This window comes from Streptomyces sp. NPDC048290, assembly GCF_040652095.1.
In the GTDB taxonomy this organism is placed as follows: Bacteria; Actinomycetota; Actinomycetes; order Streptomycetales; family Streptomycetaceae; genus Streptomyces.
Genome location: NZ_JBEZLM010000035.1, coordinates 1 through 17,460 on the forward strand (window position 1 = coordinate 1; position 17,460 = coordinate 17,460).

Consider the following 17,460-nt stretch of genomic DNA (forward strand, 5'->3'; position numbering starts at 1 on the left):
GACGCCCGGCACGCACTCTCGCCGCACCGGACAAAAGCCCTAGTAGCTCCGCTACGAGGGCTTCCGCCCGGCACACCGAGAGCACGCACCGAACGGCGCTCCTTCTCCCACGGAGATCCATCAGACACCCCCTAGACGATCCCGAGTCCACGCCCGCGGACGTCGCCCGCCTCGCCCGTGACCCGGAAGCCGAGGTGCGCCGCCGCGCGGCCGAGGACATCCGGCTGTCACCGGCCGACGCGGTGCGGCTGCTGAGCGACCCGGCAGCCCACGTCCGAGGGACCGCGACACGCAATCCGCGACTGCCGGCCCGCGTCCTCGCCGGACTGCTGCACAACCGCGACACGGCATACGAGGCGGTCACCAATCCGGCGATCCCGGTCCCCGTCCTGCACCGCATCCTGGCTGCTTCCGCGGCAGCGGCCACATCACCCCGCCCCCCGTCGACCCGTCCAACCCCGGACGGCTGTTCGCGGGCCCGGCCACCGGCGCCGTGACCGCCTCCGGCACGATCCCCAGGGCCCGCGCGCACTCCCTCACCATCGACCAGCACCTCGTGCACCACACCCACGCCCCCGATATCACCGGCGGACGCGCCGCACAGCTGAGCCGAACCCTCGCCCCGCTCTACGACACAGACGAAGACGCCAGCGCCGTACTCGTGCCCGCACACCGTCCCGGACGCCCAGGCCACCTACCAGGCCCTCGCAGCCCGCCCCGGTACCCGCACGCCCGCATTCCGCAATGGCAGCGCGATGACCTCACCCGCCTCGGCCCCCCGCGCCCTGTGGGCGTGTGAACCGTGGATCGTGGTGGCCACCCAGGTCGCCGTACAGTCTCTCGACGTCGACGTCGACCTCGTCGTCACCGACCTCGCGCCCCCCGCCCCACTGCCTCCAGGGCGTCGTCCAGGTCAGTAGGCGCGTGCCATTACGCCGACGTTGCCCGGCTGGTCGTCGCTCTCGGGGACCGAACCATCCGCGGCGATCAGGCACCGCACGGACACGCCCCGCCCGGCGAGTTTCGCCTCGCCCTCCGGGCCCAGCGTGGCCCAGGGGATGTACGCCCAGCCGTTGTTCGCGGCCTCCTCAGCCTCTTCGATCGTGGTCACCTCGACGGTGCGGTCCTGGCGGCGCTGGCGGGACTGGGTCAGCAGTAGCGCCTGGTCGTCCTCCAGCACCCTGGGCAGGAGGGCGGACAGCGCGTCGATCGCCGTCGGCTCCTTGCTTCCCGCGATGCGGCGGACCAGCACGGCGGTCCCGTTCTCCAGGTCGCGAGGCCCCACCTCGATCCGTACGGGCACGCCTTTGAGTTCCCAGTCGACCGCGCGGCGGCCGAACGGCGTGTCAGTGCGGTCGTCGACATGGACGCGTACACCCGCTGCCTTCAACCGGTCGCCGATCTCGCGGACCTTGGCCAGAACCTCGTCGTCGCCTTTGATGGCGACGACCACTGCCTGGACCGGGGCCAAACGAGGCGGGACGCGCAGACCGTTGTCGTCTCCGTGCATCATCACCAGCGCGCCGATCAGACGCGTGGTGGAGCCCCAGGAGGTCTGCCAGACGTGTTCCTGCCGGCCGTCCTTCGACAGGTATCGCGTGTTGAACGCCTTGGCGAAGTTCTGGCCGAGTTCGTGGCTGGTGCCCAGTTGCAAGGCTTTCCCGTCGCCCATCATGCCCTCCAGGGTGAGCGTGTTGATCGCGCCGGCGAACCGTTCCCTGGCTGTCTTGCGTCCCGGCACGACGTCCATGGCGAGGACGTTCTCCATGAAGTCGGCGTACACGTCGCGGTGGATGTGCGCGGCGTAGTCCCGGGCGTCCTCGTAGGTGGCATGTGCGGTGTGGCCCTCCTGCCACAGGAACTCCGTTGTACGGAGGAACACGCGCGGGCGCAGTTCCCAGCGCACCACGTTGGCCCACTGATTGATCAGCAGGGGCAGGTCGCGGTAGCTGTTCACCCACTTGGAGAAGTAGTCGTTGATGATCGTCTCGGAGGTGGGGCGGACGACGACCGGCTCCTCCAGCTCCTTGCCGCCGGCATGTGTGACCACGGCGAGCTCGGGCGCGAAACCCTCGACGTGCTCGGCCTCCTTCGTCAGGTATGACTGCGGAATGAAGAGCGGGAAGTACGCGTTGGAGGCGCCCGCGTCCTTGATCCGGGTGTCCATCTCCTGCTGCATCCGCTCCCACAGGCCGTACCCGTACGGTCGGATGACCATGGTGCCGCGGACCGGCCCGTTGTCGGCCAGTTCGGCCTTGGTGATCAGGTCCTGGTACCAGCGGGGGAAGTCGTCCGCCCGAGACGTGAGAACGTGTGCCTTTGCCATGGCGCGCACGGTAACGCGCGGGCTCGCCCGTGCGCGAATCAGTTACTGACCATTCTGAATGGTCGTGTTCATGCCCTGATGTGTGGACCCGTTCGACCTGCCGACGTCCTCATAGACGGCCCTTTGCCGGAGCAAGAAGGGGGCGACTCGTCTCTTTGCGTGAGAACGATCGCTAAAAGCCGCGCCCCTTGTCCCTGCGAGGTTTGCGCGGCGCCTTCCCCCAGGGGCCGGCAGGCCGTTGTTGCCGGACCCTCGCTACGAACTCCGCACGAGTCGGAACAGCCCGTGGCTGTGGGCGCAGGAACGACTCCGGGTCCCACGCGTCCACATGCGTCCATCCGAACCCCAGGACCAACTCGTCGAAGACCGGTGCGAAGTCCGCACCGAGCAGGTCCGGCATCTCATGGCGGAGCCCTCGAACTCGGGCAAGGAAGGCCGCGGGCAACGGCACGTGGTACGCCTCCAGATAGTGCGCAAAGTCCGCGCGCCACACCCACATGCCATCGGTGACAAGTGACGAACAGCCGGACGTGTGCCGGTGAACCTCACCTGTGAGGACGTCAACCCCTGCCTCCATGACGTACGTGAGGCGATGGCCAACGTCCAGATACTCCACAACCTCTGCTTCATCCGGTTCGCTGGACGCCTGCACCTGGGCCCCCAGTGGTCCCGCAGCCAGCTCACCTGAGTAGCCGAAGTCGTCGAAGAAGCCGAGCAGCTTCAGCACACGCCCCCCTCAGCCTCTCCTGGTCAGCAGTCGAGGCGAGCATACGCAGGCCCCGGGCCCGCCGGTCTCGCCCATGCGTGGCCGCAGCCGCCCGGCCGCGTGATCGGACTGAGCGACTGCTTGACTGCCTGTGCTGCACATCAGAGATCACGTGTTGCGACGATCACTGGAATCCGCTGACCTATCCACCGTCCACCAGATCGGGCCCCGCCGCCTATGGGACGAACTGCTCATGGTCAGGGGAGCGGAATGGGCGACGTCGGCAGCATTTGGCCCCGGGCTCCGGCGCTGAGGCAGTCGACCATGTGACGGCCTGGAGTAATGTCGGCGCGTGACCGAGGACAACCGCACCCTGCGTTATCCCCACCCGGCGATCACCCCGGGGGAGTTCGAGGAATTCGTCGCGGGAGAGCTGCTGGGCGCGGCGGGGTCGGAGGTGGACGACCTCGTGGTCACCTTGCACGAGAAGATCATGGGCGCCGATGGTGCGTACGACTTCGACGCGACCGTCCGGTACCGGTTCGCGGGAATGGCCTTCCTGGTGGTCGTCGAGGCCAAGCTGTACCGGAATCCGATCAAGCGTGAACTCGTGCAGGTGCTTCACCAGAAGATCCAGAGCGTCGGCGCGCACAAGGGTGTCATGGTCGCCACTTCGCCGTACCAGAGTGGTGCGGTCGAGTTCGCGGCGGCGCATGGTATCGCGTTGGTGACGGTCACGGAGAGCCGCTTCGTGTTCACGACCAGGGACACCGCGACCGCGCGCCCCTCGTTCGTGGCGCATTACCGCGGTGGGGCGGGCTCGCGGGGCCTGGTGCTGTCCGCCGACGACGATGATCACGCGGGTTGTGTCGCGACGTTCCTGTTGGGACGGCCTGCCTGACATCCTCCGGCTACGGACCGACGTGGATGTGCGATGCCCACGCCGATGGGTCGTCCGGCCAACGGTCACGCATGCGGCGGGTCGCGCTGTGGACCGCCTCGGCAACGTCCGCGCCGTCGGCGATCGCCGAGTAGATCAGGTCGGCGACGTCCACCGCCTGCCAGTCGCCGATCCGCCACAGGGTGCCGATCACGTGCCGGTAGCCGACGAGTTGGAAGGCGGAGGCCAGGTGGATCGCCTCGTCGGCCAGCCGACCGCTGGGACGCGCGGTGGAGCAGGCGGACAGAAACGCCAGTTCGGCGTCGTCCATCCGGAGCCTGGCCAGGTCCATCACGGTGAGCGGCCGGTTGTGGTGGTCGGCCAGCACCAGCCGCCCGGCCGACGGATCGGCCAGGTCGCTTCGCCCGTGGCAGGCGAAGTGTGCCCACCGGGCCCCGGTCAGCGCGTCGAGCACGGCGTCGTGGGTGGCGGCCGTGCCGGTGCGCACGTCGACCTCGCCGGGGAAGTGCCGACGCAGCACCGCCGTTTCGGCTTCGGCACCCGAGAGTTCGGCGTATCCACCCGGGGTCTTGGGCATCGCCACCACGACCGCGCGACCGGCACGAGGCGGGGGCGGATCCGCTGCGCGCCGGGAATGGGCGAACGCCCGCAGCGTCGGGGTGACGGAGCACACCACCCGGTCCAGCACCGTGCGCGGCACAGCGTCGGACGCCGTGTCGTGGTGGCCCGCCGCGTGCAGTGGCAGGAACGACAGCAGGCCGGACGGGCACCACCACAGTCGGGGCCAGGACTCGCCGTCGCGCGGTGTCCTGGTGATGCCCACGGCGTCGAGGACGGGACCGGCGACCGTGTCCCACAGCCAGCCGAGCGTGCGCGTCATCCGATCCTGGGCGGCGGCTCGGGTCCGCGCCGAGTGGGCGGTGGTGTCCTCGACCGCCCGGAGGAAGTCGCCGACCTCGGCCAGCACGGCGTCGGGCGTGAGCGTGGGCAGCGGCACGGCCGTGACCTCGCCGTCAGCGGGCAGGATCAGTGCGTAGGAGCCGTACCGGGACACACTGACGATCACCGCCTGGCCCTCGTCCGGCGCGAGGTCGGCTACGGCCGGTGGGCGCAGGAAGCGGTCGAACCCGGGCAACTTCTGGATGTCCGCGGTGAGCCGGTCGAACGCCGTGGCCGTCGCACGTCGTGCCACGCCATCGTCCGCAGGACCGGGGGAGTCGAGCTCCGCGCACAGCGCGGTGAACCGGTCGGCCAGTCGCGGGTGGCGCTCGGCCAGCGCGGTGAGGTCGGTGCGGCTGTCCAGCGCCTGGCTCAGCAGCAGGCCGCGGCCCTGCTCGAACAGCTCGACGGCCTGGGCGACCGATCCGGCCCGCACACAGCACGCGGCGGCATCCGATCCGGTCCCGTCCGTGCCGTCGAGCAGGAACTCCTGGTCGCGGCGGGTGAGGTGACGCGGAACGGTCCGGGCCAGGAGATCTGTCGCCGCCTGGTACCCGGCCACGGCTTCCGTCCACCGGCCGGCCTCCGCGGCCAGGCTTCCCCACCGCGCCGCCGCCACCGCGCGGACCCGGGGCGGACCCACGTCGGCCGACGCCGCTTCCCGCGCCGCCGCGAGCGCACCGTCGAGGTCCGTATCGGCGCCGGTCCGGGCGTGCCGGTCGCGCAGCGCCCCACTGAGGATGGCGAGGTACCCGGGGCGGCTCGGTAGATCGGCGGGCGTCTCGGCCACCGCGGCACGCGCGGACGCCACCGCCGCGTCGAGGTCCGCCGGCCGGCCGCTGTGCTCGTATCGCCCGCGCAGCACCTGGGCGTGGTTCGCCCATGCCAGCGGCCGGGCCGGGTGACCGGGTGGATGCGCCTCGACCGCGGACTCGCTGGCCGCCAGCGCCTCGTCCAGATCCGTCGCCTCGCCGCCGATCCCGAACCGCGCCCGCAACACCCCGGCGAGGTTGGACAGGCGTGCCGCCCGGCCGGGGTGCTCGAGCGGGGTGGCGCGCACGGCCTCCCGGCAGACGTCGATCGCCTCGTCCAGGTCCTCGGAACCGCCCACCGAATCGAAGCGGATGTGCAGGGCGGCGCCCAGGTTCGCCAGCATCAACGCCCGGTCCGGGCTGGCGGCCTGCACGGCGAGCGCCGCTCGCCGCTGCAGATCGACCGATGCGTCCAGGTCGGTCTGGCTGCCGGTACGCCGGAACCGGGTCAGCAGCGCGACCGCGAGGTTGCCGAGGAACGCCGGGAGGTGCGGATCATGCTGCGGTACGGCTTCGACCGCGGCCCGCCCGGCCTCGACCGCTTCGTCGAGATCCGCGAGCCGGTCGGTACGCTCGAACACGATACGGAGGGTGTTGCTGAGGTTCGACAGGTAACTGAGGCGGTTGAAGTCGCTGTCGGGCGTGGCAGCCACCGCGCTTCGGCTGAGCGTCGCCGCCTCCTTCAGGTCGCCGAGATCGCCGGTGATCCTGTAGCGCCGACTGAGCGCGTTGGCGAGGTTGGCCTGTCGGCCACCGAACTTGGGATCTTCAGCCGGGGTCGCCGCCATCGCGGCGCGGCCGTGCGCTATCGCGTCAGCGAGGTCCGATGTGCGCCCGAAGTGGACGAACCGAACTCGCTGTAGGTTGCACAAGCCGGACAGGTGCGGGGCCCGGTCGGAATCGTCGGCCGCCGTGGCGACCGTGTCCCGGCGCACCTGGATCGCCTCGTCCAGATCCGCCGGATCCCCGGTGCGTTCGAACCGGGCCAGCAGCAGATCGCTCAGCTCGTCCGCGTCCGGCCCACCGGGTGCGCTCACACCGGAACGCGCCTCCTCGATCCTCCGATCCAGCCCGGCCGCCTGGTCGCGGAACGCGGCCCTGGTCCGCAGCGCGAGGTCGAGATTGGACACCATCGCGGCGTGGTCGGGGTGATCGGGCCAGCCGGTGACCGCGGCCTGGCCGGCCTCGATGGCGGCGTCCAGGTCGGCCTCGCTCGCCAAGTGCTCGAACCGCGTCAGCAGGGCGTTGCCCAGGTTGGTCAGGCAGCTGGCGCGGTCGGACTCGTCGGGTCGGGTAGCCCCGACCGCCGCCCGGTAGAAGTCGATCGACTCGGACAAGTCGGCCGGTAGTCTGTCGCGTTCGAAGCGGGACAGCAGTGCGCTGCCCAGGTTGATCAGGCATCGGGTGTAGTCGGGGTGGTCGGATCCGGTCATGGCGACGGCCCGCCGCAGCAGGTCGACGGACCGGTTCAGCGCGACCGCGTCGTCGTCGTTCTCCTGCGCCTCCCTGAACTGCGCCCGACCGAGCTTGGCCAGCACCGCAGCCCCGTCCGGCTCGGCCGGCGGTGTGTCGTCCCACAGTTCGCCGATCAGCTCGGGAACGGCCCCGTCGCCCAACGGGTACAGCGGGGCGAGCAGATCCAGCGCGATCATCAGCTCCGGTCCGCCGTCCACCGTGCCGCGGGCGGCGAACCGCAACCAGAACAGCCAGCCCGCGGTCTGCGCAACCTCGATGTCCTCGACCGGATCGGGCACCGAACAGAGCAGGTCCACCACCTCGCCGAGCGCGTCGGAGCCGAGCACGGCCTCCGGCGCACCAGTGGTGGTGAACCGCTCGACCCGAGCGCGGACCTGCCGGAGCCGGCGATCCCTCGTCGAACCCTGTCCAGGCCGCCCGTCGAGTTCCACCTCCGGGTCGGGATGCTGTTCCGAGCCGGTCTCCCCGGCAGGATCCTGGGCGGCCGGCTCGAGATCGGACCGGATCATCGAACGGACCGGATGGTCTTCCGGGAGACCATCCAGTGCGCCGAGGCCGCTGGTCGCGATGTCCGCCAGAGCATTCCGGGCATCCGAAAGTGTCTGCCGGTCTTCGGATGTGGTGAACGCGGTGCCCAGAGTGTCACTCAGGCCGGCCACGTAGCTGACCAGTTCCGGGTGGCCGTCAGGCACCCCGGTGACCGCGACCCGACCGGCCGCGATGGCCTCTCGCAGAATGCCGGTGTCACCGGTTCGCCTGAACAGTATGTGCAGGCTGATCCCGAGGTTGGACTGGAATCGGGCGTGCCGCGGATCATCGACCGGAATCGCCGCGAGAGCCTTTCGGCCAGCCGAAACGGCTTCGCCCAGCGTCTTTAGATCATCGGTCTCGTAGAACTGGGCCAGCAGGGAACTCCCGAGGTTGGACAGGCTCGCGGCCTCCATGGGATGGCCGTCGGGGATCGCCGCGACGGCACGGCGACCGGCTGCGACGGCATCGTCCAATGCCTGCCGCTCCCCAGAATGGTCGTACAGCGCGCGCAGCGTGTTCCCGAGGTTGGTCAGGCGGCCGGCCTGGCTGGGATGCCCGTCGGGGGTGGCGGTGTCGACCTGGCGGTGGGCGACGACCGCTTCGTGGAGCAGGTGCACGTCCCCGGTGGCTCCGAACAGCTCCCGCATGCTCACGCCGAGGTTGGCCAGGACAGCCGGCCGGTCAGGGTGGTCGGCGGGCAGGGAGGCCGACGCGGCGCGCCCGAAGGCGACCGCCTCCGCCAGCGCGGCGCGGTCCCCGGTGCGCTCGTACAGCAACTGCAGCGTGCTGCCGAGGCTCGACATGCTCCTCGCCCGACCAGGATCATCCTCCGGCGTGCTCTCCAGCGCCGCCCGGCCCACCACGACCGCCTCCCGCAGTACGGCGGTGTCGCCGCTCGCTTCGAACGCGACGCGCAGCGTGTTTCCCAGGTTGGACAGGCAGGTGGCCCGGTCGGGATCGCCGACCGGCATCGCGGCGACCGCGTCCCGCCCGGCGGTGATCGCCTCGTCGATGGCCCCCGCGTCCCCGGCGTGCTCGTGCAGCATCTGGAGTACGACGCCCAGATCGGACAGGCGACCGGCTCGGACGGCCCCTTCCTCCGGGGTCGCGGCCACCGCCGACCGGGCCAGCCCCACCGCCTTTCGCAGCACGCTGACAGCCCCGGTGTGCTCGAACAGGGACCGTAGCGAAAGCCCGACGTCGCTCGCGTGCTCCGGGTACTCGGGATCGCCTTCGTCCATGACCTCAAGCAGGGTCAGGCCCGCGCTCACCGCCTCCTGTAGCGCGTCCGCGTCGCCGGTCTCATCGGCCAGCGCAGACGCCGCGGCACGCAGGTTCGACAGGCATGGCCCGTACATCGGATGGTCCTCCGGAACGGCGGACAACGCCGTCCGGAACAGGTGAACAGCCTTCTCCAACGCCTCCAGATCACCGTTGCGCCGGAACCAGTTGAACAATTCCGCACCCTGGTTGGTGCAGTGGGCCGGATCCACCCGTCCAGCCTCACGCTTGTGTTCCTCGGGGTGACGGGCCTGTTCGGCGTACCAGCCGCGCAACTCTTTCGGCACCGCATCCGGGTCGGCCTGGTACACCGGCTGGTAGAGGATCGCAGCCATGCGCAGATCCCCGTCCTGTGCATCGGTCTGCTGCGCCTGAACCCGCAGCCAGTACAGCTCGCCGACGGCCCGCAGCACCTCCAGGTCGGGATCCTCGCCGAACCCGAGCACCCGGGCCAGCAGGGCACCCGCCTCTTCCAGCGCTTCCGGCGCCAGCACCCACCGCGAATGACCGGTCTCGACAGCGCGCGCGGTCCGCGCCCGCACGGCCGCGAGCAACTTCTCCCGCACGCATACCTCCGCCCGCCGCAACCGGCGGCAGTCTACGAGCCTGGTTCACGTTCGTCATCACACCGGACCACGAGACCGACCTGGCGGAAGTGGACCGGATCGTTGCGGATGTGTCCTTGCCGGTGCAGCGCGTCATGGCTGGCAAGGCAGCTCAGGGCGGCTTTGCAGACCGCGTGCTTCAAGGAGTCGGCCCAGCCGCGCATCATCTGGTTGAGCCTGATCAGCACGTCCCTGGGGCTCTGCTGCGACGTTCTGTCCGTCAGGGCACGGATCTTGTCGTTCAGCTGCCGGATAGACCGGTCAGTGATGAAGGTGTGGACGTGCCACTGGTCCGTTCCTCGTTTGCGGCGCCACTGGGTGCGGAACCTCAGGAAGTCGCACGCTTCCGACATGTGCACCACCTGTGACTTCGCCTCGGAGAGGCGCGGACCGAGTGGTGGGAGCAGGTCGGCGATGTCCTCGCGTAGCGCCTCGACGTCGTCACCGGTGTCCTTGCGGAATGTGCTGGCGGACGAGGTGCACTGCGTACTGGGGGCCTGACTCGACTCGGACTTCGGCTTCCTCAGCCCCGTCCCGGGTGACTTCGTGCTGCTCACCCGCGCGGTGACCTACCGTTCCGCGACAGTGTCGGCGCCCCTGTGCGGGCTGATCGTGGTGACGGGGAGCGGACTTGCTGTCGATCCACGGAACGCCTCGGGCGTCCTCGGCGTGGACCTCCACATCGACGCGCCCACCCCGGACCCCGCGAACGACCGTGGGCCCGCTGAGTACGAGAGCGTCGTACGGCACGGCCAGGAGTTCACCCGCACCCGACTGCTGAGCCCCTGATGGGGCTCGCGCCCCGGTGCCCTGTCGCCCGTCACGTACCCGGCTGATCCGGCCGTCCGGTGTTCAGGACACGGACCGCAGCCACAGCTCGGCCGCCAGGGTGCTGTCGAAGAGGAACAGCGCGCTGTTGTCCCGCTGCGGTGCCAGCAGGGTGGCGCGGAGCCTGCCGGGGTCGATCAGCCCCCGGTCGGCCAGCCGGGACTCCTCGAACAGGCTCAGCAGCGCGGGCAGATGCCGGCGGAACCCGGCCCGGGTGTCGGCGGTGAAGTCGCCCTTGGTGCGCCGGTCGAGGATCGGCGCGGGCACGATCCCGGCCATGGCCTCGGCCAGCACCGGCTTGTACCGCCAGGGTGACGCGCGGTCCTCCGGCCGTACCGCGAGCGCCGCTTCCACGACACGGTCGTCGAGGAACGGCAACCGCAGCGGTACGCCGTTCGCCTCGTGCAGCCGCGCCAGCAGCCGGTACTGGGGCGCGCTGGTCCGTATCGCCGCCAGCGTCAGATGCCCGGCGCGGTCGGCCGCCAGTGGCCGGACCGACTCCGCGACCGTGTGGAACGTGCGGCGCGCGGAAGCCAGGGCGTCCGCCGTGAGCCAGGCGGGGGCGCGCAGCGGCAGGCCCCAGCCGAGCAGCGGCGCGGACGGGCGCGGTGGCGGCCCGGTCAGCCCGTTCGCGGCGTCGGTCCACCAGTCGGCCAGGTCACCGCGGTCGGCGAGTTCGCCCGCGATCGCCCGCCACGACCAGCGGCGCGCGGCGCGGTGCGCGCGCAGGTGCCGCCACGCGACCAGGGGGCGGCGGCGGGCGAGGGGATGCAGGTAGGCATGCGGCGCGTGGAAGATCTCGTCGGCGCCGTGTCCGGCGAGGTGGCAGCGCGACCCGCTGGCGGCCAGCGCGCTCGCCCGCCAGCGCACCAGCGCGCTCTCCCGGCCGAACACCACCGGCTGTTCCGGGTCCACCGCCGCGCCGATGTCGGCGTACCGGCTCGGACCCGCGCCGGGCGGGACGGCCCAGTGCTCGGCCCCCGGCAGGTGCGCGGCGGCGAGTGCGGCGAAGTGGGCGTCCTCGTTGGCGGCGTCCGCGCCGGTGAACCGCGCCGTCAGCAGGTCGGGGTGCGTACGGGCGGCCAGGAAGCACAGCGACGTCGAGTCGAAGCCGCCCGACAGGTCCGCGCTGACCCGGCCGTCGGAGGGGCTGGCCACGGCCGTCTCCAGCGCCGACCGTACGCGGTCCGCACCGGCGGAGAGCTTCCGTACCGGCTCGGGCGGTCGCCACCAGACGGCTTCGGTGTGCGTCCCTTCGGGTTCCAGCAGCAGGCAGCGGTCGGGAGGTAGCGCGCGCACGCCCCGCCAGGGCGTCCACTCGCCGACCGGCGGGGGCAGCACCACCGAGGTGAGCTGCGCCGCGAGGACGTCGTCGTCGACGGCGGCGCCGGTCAGCCGGGCCAGCACGTCGGCCCGGTCGGCGGCGACGGTGATCCCGTCGCGGCGGGCGTGGAACACCCGCCGCAGCCCGCTGGCGCTGCCCTGGACCCTGACCCGGCCCGCGACGGCGGCCACCACGTGGGCGCTGCCGGGAAGGGCCCGGACGAGCAGGTCCAGATCGGCCACCGAACGGACCCGCGCCGCCAGCCCGGCCAGCCGGGCGGCGTCCCACGGGCAGTGCCCCAGCACCACGACCCGCGCGGCACCGGACCGCGCGTCCAGGATCTCCTCGGGCGTCCAGTCGCCCACCAGCCAGGGACGTCCCGAGTCGTGGTACAGCACATGGGCGTCCGGCCATGCCAGCACGGCCGGGACATCCCGGGCGCGCTCGTCGTCCGGCAGGACGGCGAATCCCCTGAACACGAACCGGTCTCCTCCGGTCGGGGGTGGGTGCGCGCTCCCGGGGGACCACGCACCCACTTCCTACTTGCTGCTTCCTGCGTCAGCCCCAGTTGCCCCAGTAGTCACCGTGGTTGAACCAGCCCCAGCCCAGGGTGTCCTCGTCGAAGGTCCCGACCTCGACCAGCGCCGGGGGCTCGTACACCGGAAGCTCGTTGAGCTGCTCTTCCGCCATCTGCGTACTCCTTTTCGATGGGAGGCCGGGTGGCCTCATCGAAGGGAACGCGACTGGCTGAAAGAAGGGTTCACTGACAGGGAAGAGGCCCTGTCAGTGAACCTCGGTGAGGTCGGCCCACGTGCCAACAGGCAGGTCCCCGTACACCCGCACCCAGTGGGGAGCACCCATGCCCTTGCGCATCAACCCGGACTTCACCCTCACCGAGACCGACGACAGCGCCGTCCTGCTGAACGAGCGCACCGGCGGCTACTGGCAGCTCAACCCCACCGGAGCCCGGGTCCTCGGTGACCTGCTCGCCGGGCGCACCGAGGAGGAGACCGCCACGGGACTCGCCGACGCGTACGGCATCCCCCGCGAGAGGGCCGTCGCCGACGTCGCCCACCTGCTCGACCGGTTGCGCGCGCAGGGAGCGGTCCGGTGAGCGCGCCCCTCGCCCTTCCCTCCCGGTCGCGCCTGCCCGTGCACCGCCGGGCCGCACCGCTGGTGGCGGTCGCCGTGGCGCGTGTCCTGTGCGGTGCCACACCGCGCCGCCTCCGGCGGGTGCTGCACGTCCTGCGGCGGGGCGCCGCCCCGGCCACCGCCGCCCAGGCGCGGGCCGCCCGTTCCGCGGTCGTCTCGGTCAGCGCACGGGCCGCGGGCGGGTCCGGCTGTCTGCAACGCTCCCTCGCCACGGCCCTGCTCTGCCGCTCGCGCGGCACCTGGCCGACCTGGTGCACCGGCGTCCGAACCGACCCCTTCAGCGCCCACGCCTGGGTCGAGGCCGGGGGAGCCCTCATCGACGAACCGTTCCCGCCCGGTTACTACCATGTGGTCTTCCAGGTCCCACCGGAGGGGGACTGACGTCTCCTCCGCCCCGCCTGGGCGGCGGTGTGCGGGGGTGAACGGCAGGGGGTCCCGGGCGCCCCCGTACCGCCGTCCGCCGACCGTCGGCAGAAGGCCCAGCCCGTTTGCGGGGCCGTGCGACCGGCCTGCTGCTCCGGGCCGCGGAGGCCGGCGTGGCGGTGTCGGTGAACGCCCGGCAGCGCCGACATCGGTATCGGCTACGACGAGTTCGCCGCCGCGGCCTTGGGCGGCCTCAATGCCGACGGATCGTTCACGGCGGGCGAGGGGGCGGCGCGGCGTCCCCTTTGGTCGGTCGGTTCGCCGCGTGCCCCTCGAAGCCCTGGTAGGCGAGTCGAGCTGAGCTGTGTGCGGCCGGTTCCGCCGCACATCTCCGAGTCAGGTCATCGGCGCGCCCGTGCCCCCCAACACCACGCCCAGGACGCGTGCCGCGGGGAAGTACCCCAACTGGCGTGAGTCGACGCTGGAGTCAGGGTTGTCACCCAGCAGCACAAGGCGGCCGGGCGGTACGACCTGGTCCGGCGGAACCGGGTCGTGGCCCTTTGGTACGGGCTGGCCGTGGGAGACGTGGCGCGGTACCGGGTCTCCAGGTGACCCGCCCACCCGTTTGATCATCCACTGCCGTCCGGCGACCGAGACCGCTCCAGCTCCGCGCGGCAGCGAGGGGTGATGCCAGCTGTTCCCGGGGCCGGGACGTTCGACGACGACGACCTGGCCCGTGGACAGAGCACGGGTGCGCCGGACGAGGACCCGGTCGCCGTGGTGATATGTGGGCTCCATGCTCGCACCCTGGACCGTCACCAACACGAGTGACCGGCGCAGCAGCCCGGCAGCGGTGGCCAGGCCGACCAGGAGGAGTGGCAGTCCGGTTCTCATCCGTCTCCCTCCGTGCCCGCACCTGCCGTGGACGCGGGCGCCCGCGCGGGCTCGGGCTCGGGCTCGGGCTCGGGCTCGGGTGAACTCGTCCGGAGTCCCTGGTAACCGGACGCTTGAAGTGCGAAGAGCCGGGCGTACTCACCCCGGACGGCCAGAAGCCCGGCGTGGTCACCCTCCTCCACCACCTTCCCGTCGGACAGCACGACGATGCGGTCGGCGCCCCGGACCGTGCCCAGCCGGTGCGAGATGAGCAGGCTCGTACGCCCCTCGCGGTGCCGGGTCAGCGAACGGTGTATCTCGTGCTCCGCGACAGCGTCCAGGCCCGCCGAGGGCTCGTCGAGAATCATCAGATCGCAGCGGTCGCGCAGGAACGCGCGGGCCAGGGCCAGCCGCTGCCGCTGCCCCCCGGAGAGAGTCACCCCGGTCCTCGGCCCGTTCTCCTCCGTGTCCGAGGTCATGAAGAACATCCTGGACAGTACGGTCGCGTAGCCGCGGGGCAGCTCGCTGATCGTGGCGTGGATACCCGCGTGGTGCGCCGCCGCGCGCAGCCTGGCGGCGTCGTCCAGCGCGGACAGGTCGCCCAGGGCGATGTTCTCGGCCGCGGTCATGTCGTAGTGCATGTAGTCCTGGAAGACCGCACCGATCCGGCGCCGCAGATCGGCCGCGTCGGCCTCGCGGATGTCCACCCCGTCCCACAGGACCGCGCCCCGGGTGGGGTCGTAGAAGCGGCACAGGAGTTTCACCAGAGTCGATTTCCCGGCACCGTTCAATCCGACCAGGGCCACGGCTTGGCCGTGCGGGATGTGCAGGGTGACGCCGCGCAGCACCCAGGGATGGTCGGGGGAGTAGCGGAACCACACGTCCTTGAGCGTGATGCCGCGGCTCAGCGCGGGGAGGGGGCGCGGGCCGTCGGCTGCCGGGAGGTCCGGTCCGGCGGTCGTGACGGCAAGGTAGTGGCCGAACAGCTCCAGTGCCTGGTGCGAGCGGGCGATCTCGCTCGCGATCGTGGCCAGCGAGCCCTGGAGTCCGGCGACCGCCGCCACGAAGATCGTCACATCGCCGACCGAGAGCGCCCCGCGCCGCGCCGCGACGGCAGCCCACAACAGCCCCGCGCCCGACACCACCGCGGCCAGGACCGCGAGCCCGGCCTGAACGGTGACATCGCGCCGGTCCATGGTCCGCTTGGCGGCGTTCGCGGCACGCCGTTCGGTGAGCATCCGCCCACGCAGAAAGCTCCCGGTGCCGAACAGCCGTATCTCCTTGGCCGCCTCCACGCTGGACAGCAGGTCGTTGTAGAAGAACTCCCGCCGTTCGACCGGGCCGACCTCCCAGATCATCCGCGCCCGCCGCCGCGACAGGGCGATCTCGGCGACCAGCATCGGAACGCCGGAAAGCATCAGGAGTACGGCCATCATGGGGCCCAGGATCAGGAGTGAGCCGAGCAGCCCGGCCATGGTGAGGGCGGCCTGGAGCACGCCGAGCGCCCCGCCGGCCACGTCGTTCGGGTTCATGCCGATACTGGGCTGAGCGAGCCGCAGGCGGTCCAGGAACCGCGGATCTTCGAACCGTCCCAGCCCGATGAACCCGTCGGTCGCCGTGAACAGCCGTTCCTGGGTCAGCAGTCCGACCCTGCGGTCCAGTTCGCCACGGAGGTACTGGGCGAGCTGGGGAAGCATGGCGGTGCCGACCCCGACCAGCCCGAGCCCGCCGGTGAGCGCGATCAGAGAGCTCCGCGAGCCCTGGTGGACCAGGTTGTCGATGACGAGTTTCATCAGCCACGCCGCGGCCACCGGCGCCGTACTCATGACGAGTCTCAGCAGCGCGTACGCGGTGAAGGCGCCGGGCGCCGCCCGCGCCGTGAGCGACACGGCGGTGGTGATCCGGCGCGGTCGTCTCCGACCGTGCTCCGCCGCCTGCTCCTGCGGGTCCTCGCCGGACGCACTCGCCGTGCTCATACCGTGCGGGAGGGCCGTCGATCGAGGTTGACTCCTGTCTCCGTGACCGCCGGTACGCCGCGGTCGTTGGCCGCGAGCATGAGGACCGACGGGAACGCGGAGATCTGGAAGGCCGAGGCCACAGAGCCGTGCTGGGCGGACTCCGCGACCACCCTCGCCACCGGGCTCAGGGCGGCCACCATGTCGGTGGTCTGCCGGGCGTCACCGACGACCGTGGCCAGGACACGGTCGCGCCCACCGGGCATGGCCGCGGCGTGCTGCACGAACTTGGGTAGTTTCTCCTTGCACGCGGGACAGCTGGGGGAGAAGAAGCCCACGAGTGTGCCGTCGGCCAGCTGCGCGCGGGTGACCGTACCGCCGTCGACCGTGCCGGCGGTGAAATCTCCGACCTCTTCGCCCACCCCGATGGAGGCGCGACCGCTGAGGTTGTTGATCAACTCGGTGTGTTCACGCAGCCGTTTCATCACTCCGAGACTGAGGATCAGGTCCAGGACGCACAGCAGACCCACGAACACGACGGCGGCGATCAGGAACGCCACGATGTCCTCCTTCGGGTGTCATTTCGACAAGTCCTCACGGGACTGATGACTGGGCCCGATGAATGGGCCCGATTGACTGGGACGAATGAGCCGGACGAATGAGCGGGACGGATTCATGGAACGGATTCATGGAACGGATTCATGGGACCGGCTCATAGGACGGAACAGGTCCAGCAGGTCGTCCAGCAGGAGGACCGGTCCCGCGCAGCACACTCCGGCGAGCACGGCGACGGCCGCTCCGGCGGGCCGCATCTCGCCCGGCACCAGAGCGGCGGACGCGCCGACCGCGGCGCCGGCCGTGAGAACGGCGTTCCGCACCACATGCCGGGGCCCCAACGGGCGCACGGAGGTGCCGAAGCACTGGCAGGGCGCGTACACGCCACGCCGTACCGCACTCGTGATGCCCAGGGTGAAGGCGGCCAGCAGCCCGGTCGCCAGCACGAATCCGGCGGTCGGCCCGATCACCAGCAGCACCCATACCGCGAACTCGGCCAGGACGACGGCTCGGGCCGCCGCCGGGACCAGACGCGCCGGGAGCACGTCCATGGTGCGCAGGGAGTCGGCGAAGTCCTGGAAGCGCCTCCCGCTCACGACCTTGCTCAGGGAAGAGACCAGGAACACGATGCCGATGAGACAGCGCAGGGCCAGTGCCAGGTGGGCCACGGAGCAGCTCCTTCAGTCCTGCCCGGAACACGAGAGCGGCGCGCGATCCGGGGCTGACCGACCGGGGCCGAGGAGTCACACCTCCCCGGCCCCGGTGGTGTACGGGACGACTCACTCACTGACTCTCGATGCTCCGGCTACGGACACTGGCCGCAGGAGCAGCTG

General features: G+C 71.2%; 15 protein-coding genes. 5 read left to right on the forward strand and 10 right to left on the reverse strand.

What is annotated here, in order from left to right:
• Window positions 1-194: 194 nt before the first annotated feature.
• Window positions 195-497, forward strand: a complete 303-nt coding sequence (locus tag AB0D49_RS37840) for a hypothetical protein (RefSeq protein WP_362767414.1) — start codon at window positions 195-197, stop codon at window positions 495-497.
• 416 nt (window positions 498-913) lie between these two features.
• Here the strand turns inward: AB0D49_RS37840 and proS are convergent, their stop codons facing one another.
• Both proS and AB0D49_RS37850 read right to left on the reverse strand, forming a co-directional pair.
• Complete coding sequence (proS, locus tag AB0D49_RS37845; protein WP_362767417.1) at window positions 914-2,326, reverse strand: proline--tRNA ligase; 1,413 nt, start codon at window positions 2,324-2,326, stop codon at window positions 914-916.
• Between the two features lie 172 nt (window positions 2,327-2,498).
• Window positions 2,499-3,053: a hypothetical protein gene (locus AB0D49_RS37850; RefSeq protein ID WP_362767420.1), complete on the reverse strand. Its 555-nt coding sequence runs from the start codon at window positions 3,051-3,053 to the stop codon at window positions 2,499-2,501.
• A 331-nt stretch (window positions 3,054-3,384) separates the two neighbouring features.
• Here AB0D49_RS37850 and AB0D49_RS37855 point away from each other — a divergent pair, with 331 nt between their 5' ends.
• The gene (locus AB0D49_RS37855) at window positions 3,385-3,933 is read left to right on the forward strand and encodes a restriction endonuclease (protein ID WP_362767422.1); all 549 of its coding nucleotides are present in this window, start codon (window positions 3,385-3,387) and stop codon (window positions 3,931-3,933) included.
• A 10-nt stretch (window positions 3,934-3,943) separates the two neighbouring features.
• Here the strand turns inward: AB0D49_RS37855 and AB0D49_RS37860 are convergent, their stop codons facing one another.
• The gene (locus tag AB0D49_RS37860) at window positions 3,944-9,538 is read right to left on the reverse strand and encodes a CHAT domain-containing protein (protein ID WP_362767425.1); all 5,595 of its coding nucleotides are present in this window, start codon (window positions 9,536-9,538) and stop codon (window positions 3,944-3,946) included.
• A gap of 32 nt (window positions 9,539-9,570) precedes the next feature.
• Complete coding sequence (locus tag AB0D49_RS37865; RefSeq protein ID WP_362767428.1) at window positions 9,571-10,134, reverse strand: group II intron maturase-specific domain-containing protein; 564 nt, start codon at window positions 10,132-10,134, stop codon at window positions 9,571-9,573.
• On the opposite strand from AB0D49_RS37865, the gene AB0D49_RS37870 reads away from it, so the two are divergent.
• The gene (locus AB0D49_RS37870) at window positions 10,124-10,366 is read left to right on the forward strand and encodes a hypothetical protein (RefSeq protein ID WP_362767431.1); all 243 of its coding nucleotides are present in this window, start codon (window positions 10,124-10,126) and stop codon (window positions 10,364-10,366) included. The genes AB0D49_RS37865 and AB0D49_RS37870 overlap by 11 nt on opposite strands.
• A 63-nt stretch (window positions 10,367-10,429) precedes the next feature.
• Here the strand turns inward: AB0D49_RS37870 and AB0D49_RS37875 are convergent, their stop codons facing one another.
• A complete protein-coding gene (locus AB0D49_RS37875; RefSeq protein WP_362767433.1) occupies window positions 10,430-12,208 on the reverse strand; it encodes an asparagine synthase-related protein in 1,779 nt (592 codons plus the stop codon).
• 79 nt (window positions 12,209-12,287) lie between these two features.
• Window positions 12,288-12,419: a lasso RiPP family leader peptide-containing protein gene (locus AB0D49_RS37880; protein ID WP_362767436.1), complete on the reverse strand. Its 132-nt coding sequence runs from the start codon at window positions 12,417-12,419 to the stop codon at window positions 12,288-12,290.
• A gap of 169 nt (window positions 12,420-12,588) precedes the next feature.
• On the opposite strand from AB0D49_RS37880, the gene AB0D49_RS37885 reads away from it, so the two are divergent.
• Together AB0D49_RS37885 and AB0D49_RS37890 are read left to right on the forward strand one after the other, a co-directional pair.
• Complete coding sequence (locus AB0D49_RS37885) at window positions 12,589-12,843, forward strand: lasso peptide biosynthesis PqqD family chaperone (protein ID WP_362767439.1); 255 nt, start codon at window positions 12,589-12,591, stop codon at window positions 12,841-12,843.
• Window positions 12,840-13,262 carry a lasso peptide biosynthesis B2 protein gene (locus AB0D49_RS37890; protein ID WP_362767442.1) on the forward strand — a complete coding sequence of 141 codons (423 nt, stop codon included), beginning with the start codon at window positions 12,840-12,842 and terminating at the stop codon, window positions 13,260-13,262. The genes AB0D49_RS37885 and AB0D49_RS37890 overlap by 4 nt, the downstream gene beginning before the upstream one ends.
• 378 nt (window positions 13,263-13,640) lie before the next feature.
• On the opposite strand, the gene lepB is transcribed toward AB0D49_RS37890, so the two are convergent.
• The 4 genes from lepB to AB0D49_RS37910 all read right to left on the reverse strand — a co-directional run bounded on the left by lepB (window position 13,641) and on the right by AB0D49_RS37910 (window position 17,295).
• Window positions 13,641-14,138 (reverse strand): signal peptidase I, encoded by a 498-nt coding sequence (gene lepB / locus AB0D49_RS37895; protein WP_362767445.1) that lies wholly within the window; start codon window positions 14,136-14,138, stop codon window positions 13,641-13,643.
• Complete coding sequence (locus AB0D49_RS37900) at window positions 14,135-16,093, reverse strand: ABC transporter ATP-binding protein (protein ID WP_362767448.1); 1,959 nt, start codon at window positions 16,091-16,093, stop codon at window positions 14,135-14,137. Before AB0D49_RS37900 ends, lepB begins: the two co-directional genes overlap by 4 nt.
• Window positions 16,090-16,632, reverse strand: coding sequence for a hypothetical protein (locus AB0D49_RS37905; protein WP_362767450.1), 543 nt, complete (start codon window positions 16,630-16,632; stop codon window positions 16,090-16,092). The genes AB0D49_RS37900 and AB0D49_RS37905 overlap by 4 nt, the downstream gene beginning before the upstream one ends.
• Before the next feature lie 126 nt (window positions 16,633-16,758).
• Entirely contained in the window at window positions 16,759-17,295 is a 537-nt protein-coding gene (locus AB0D49_RS37910; protein WP_362767453.1) for a MauE/DoxX family redox-associated membrane protein, read from the reverse strand.
• Between the last annotated feature and the right edge of the window lie 165 nt (window positions 17,296-17,460).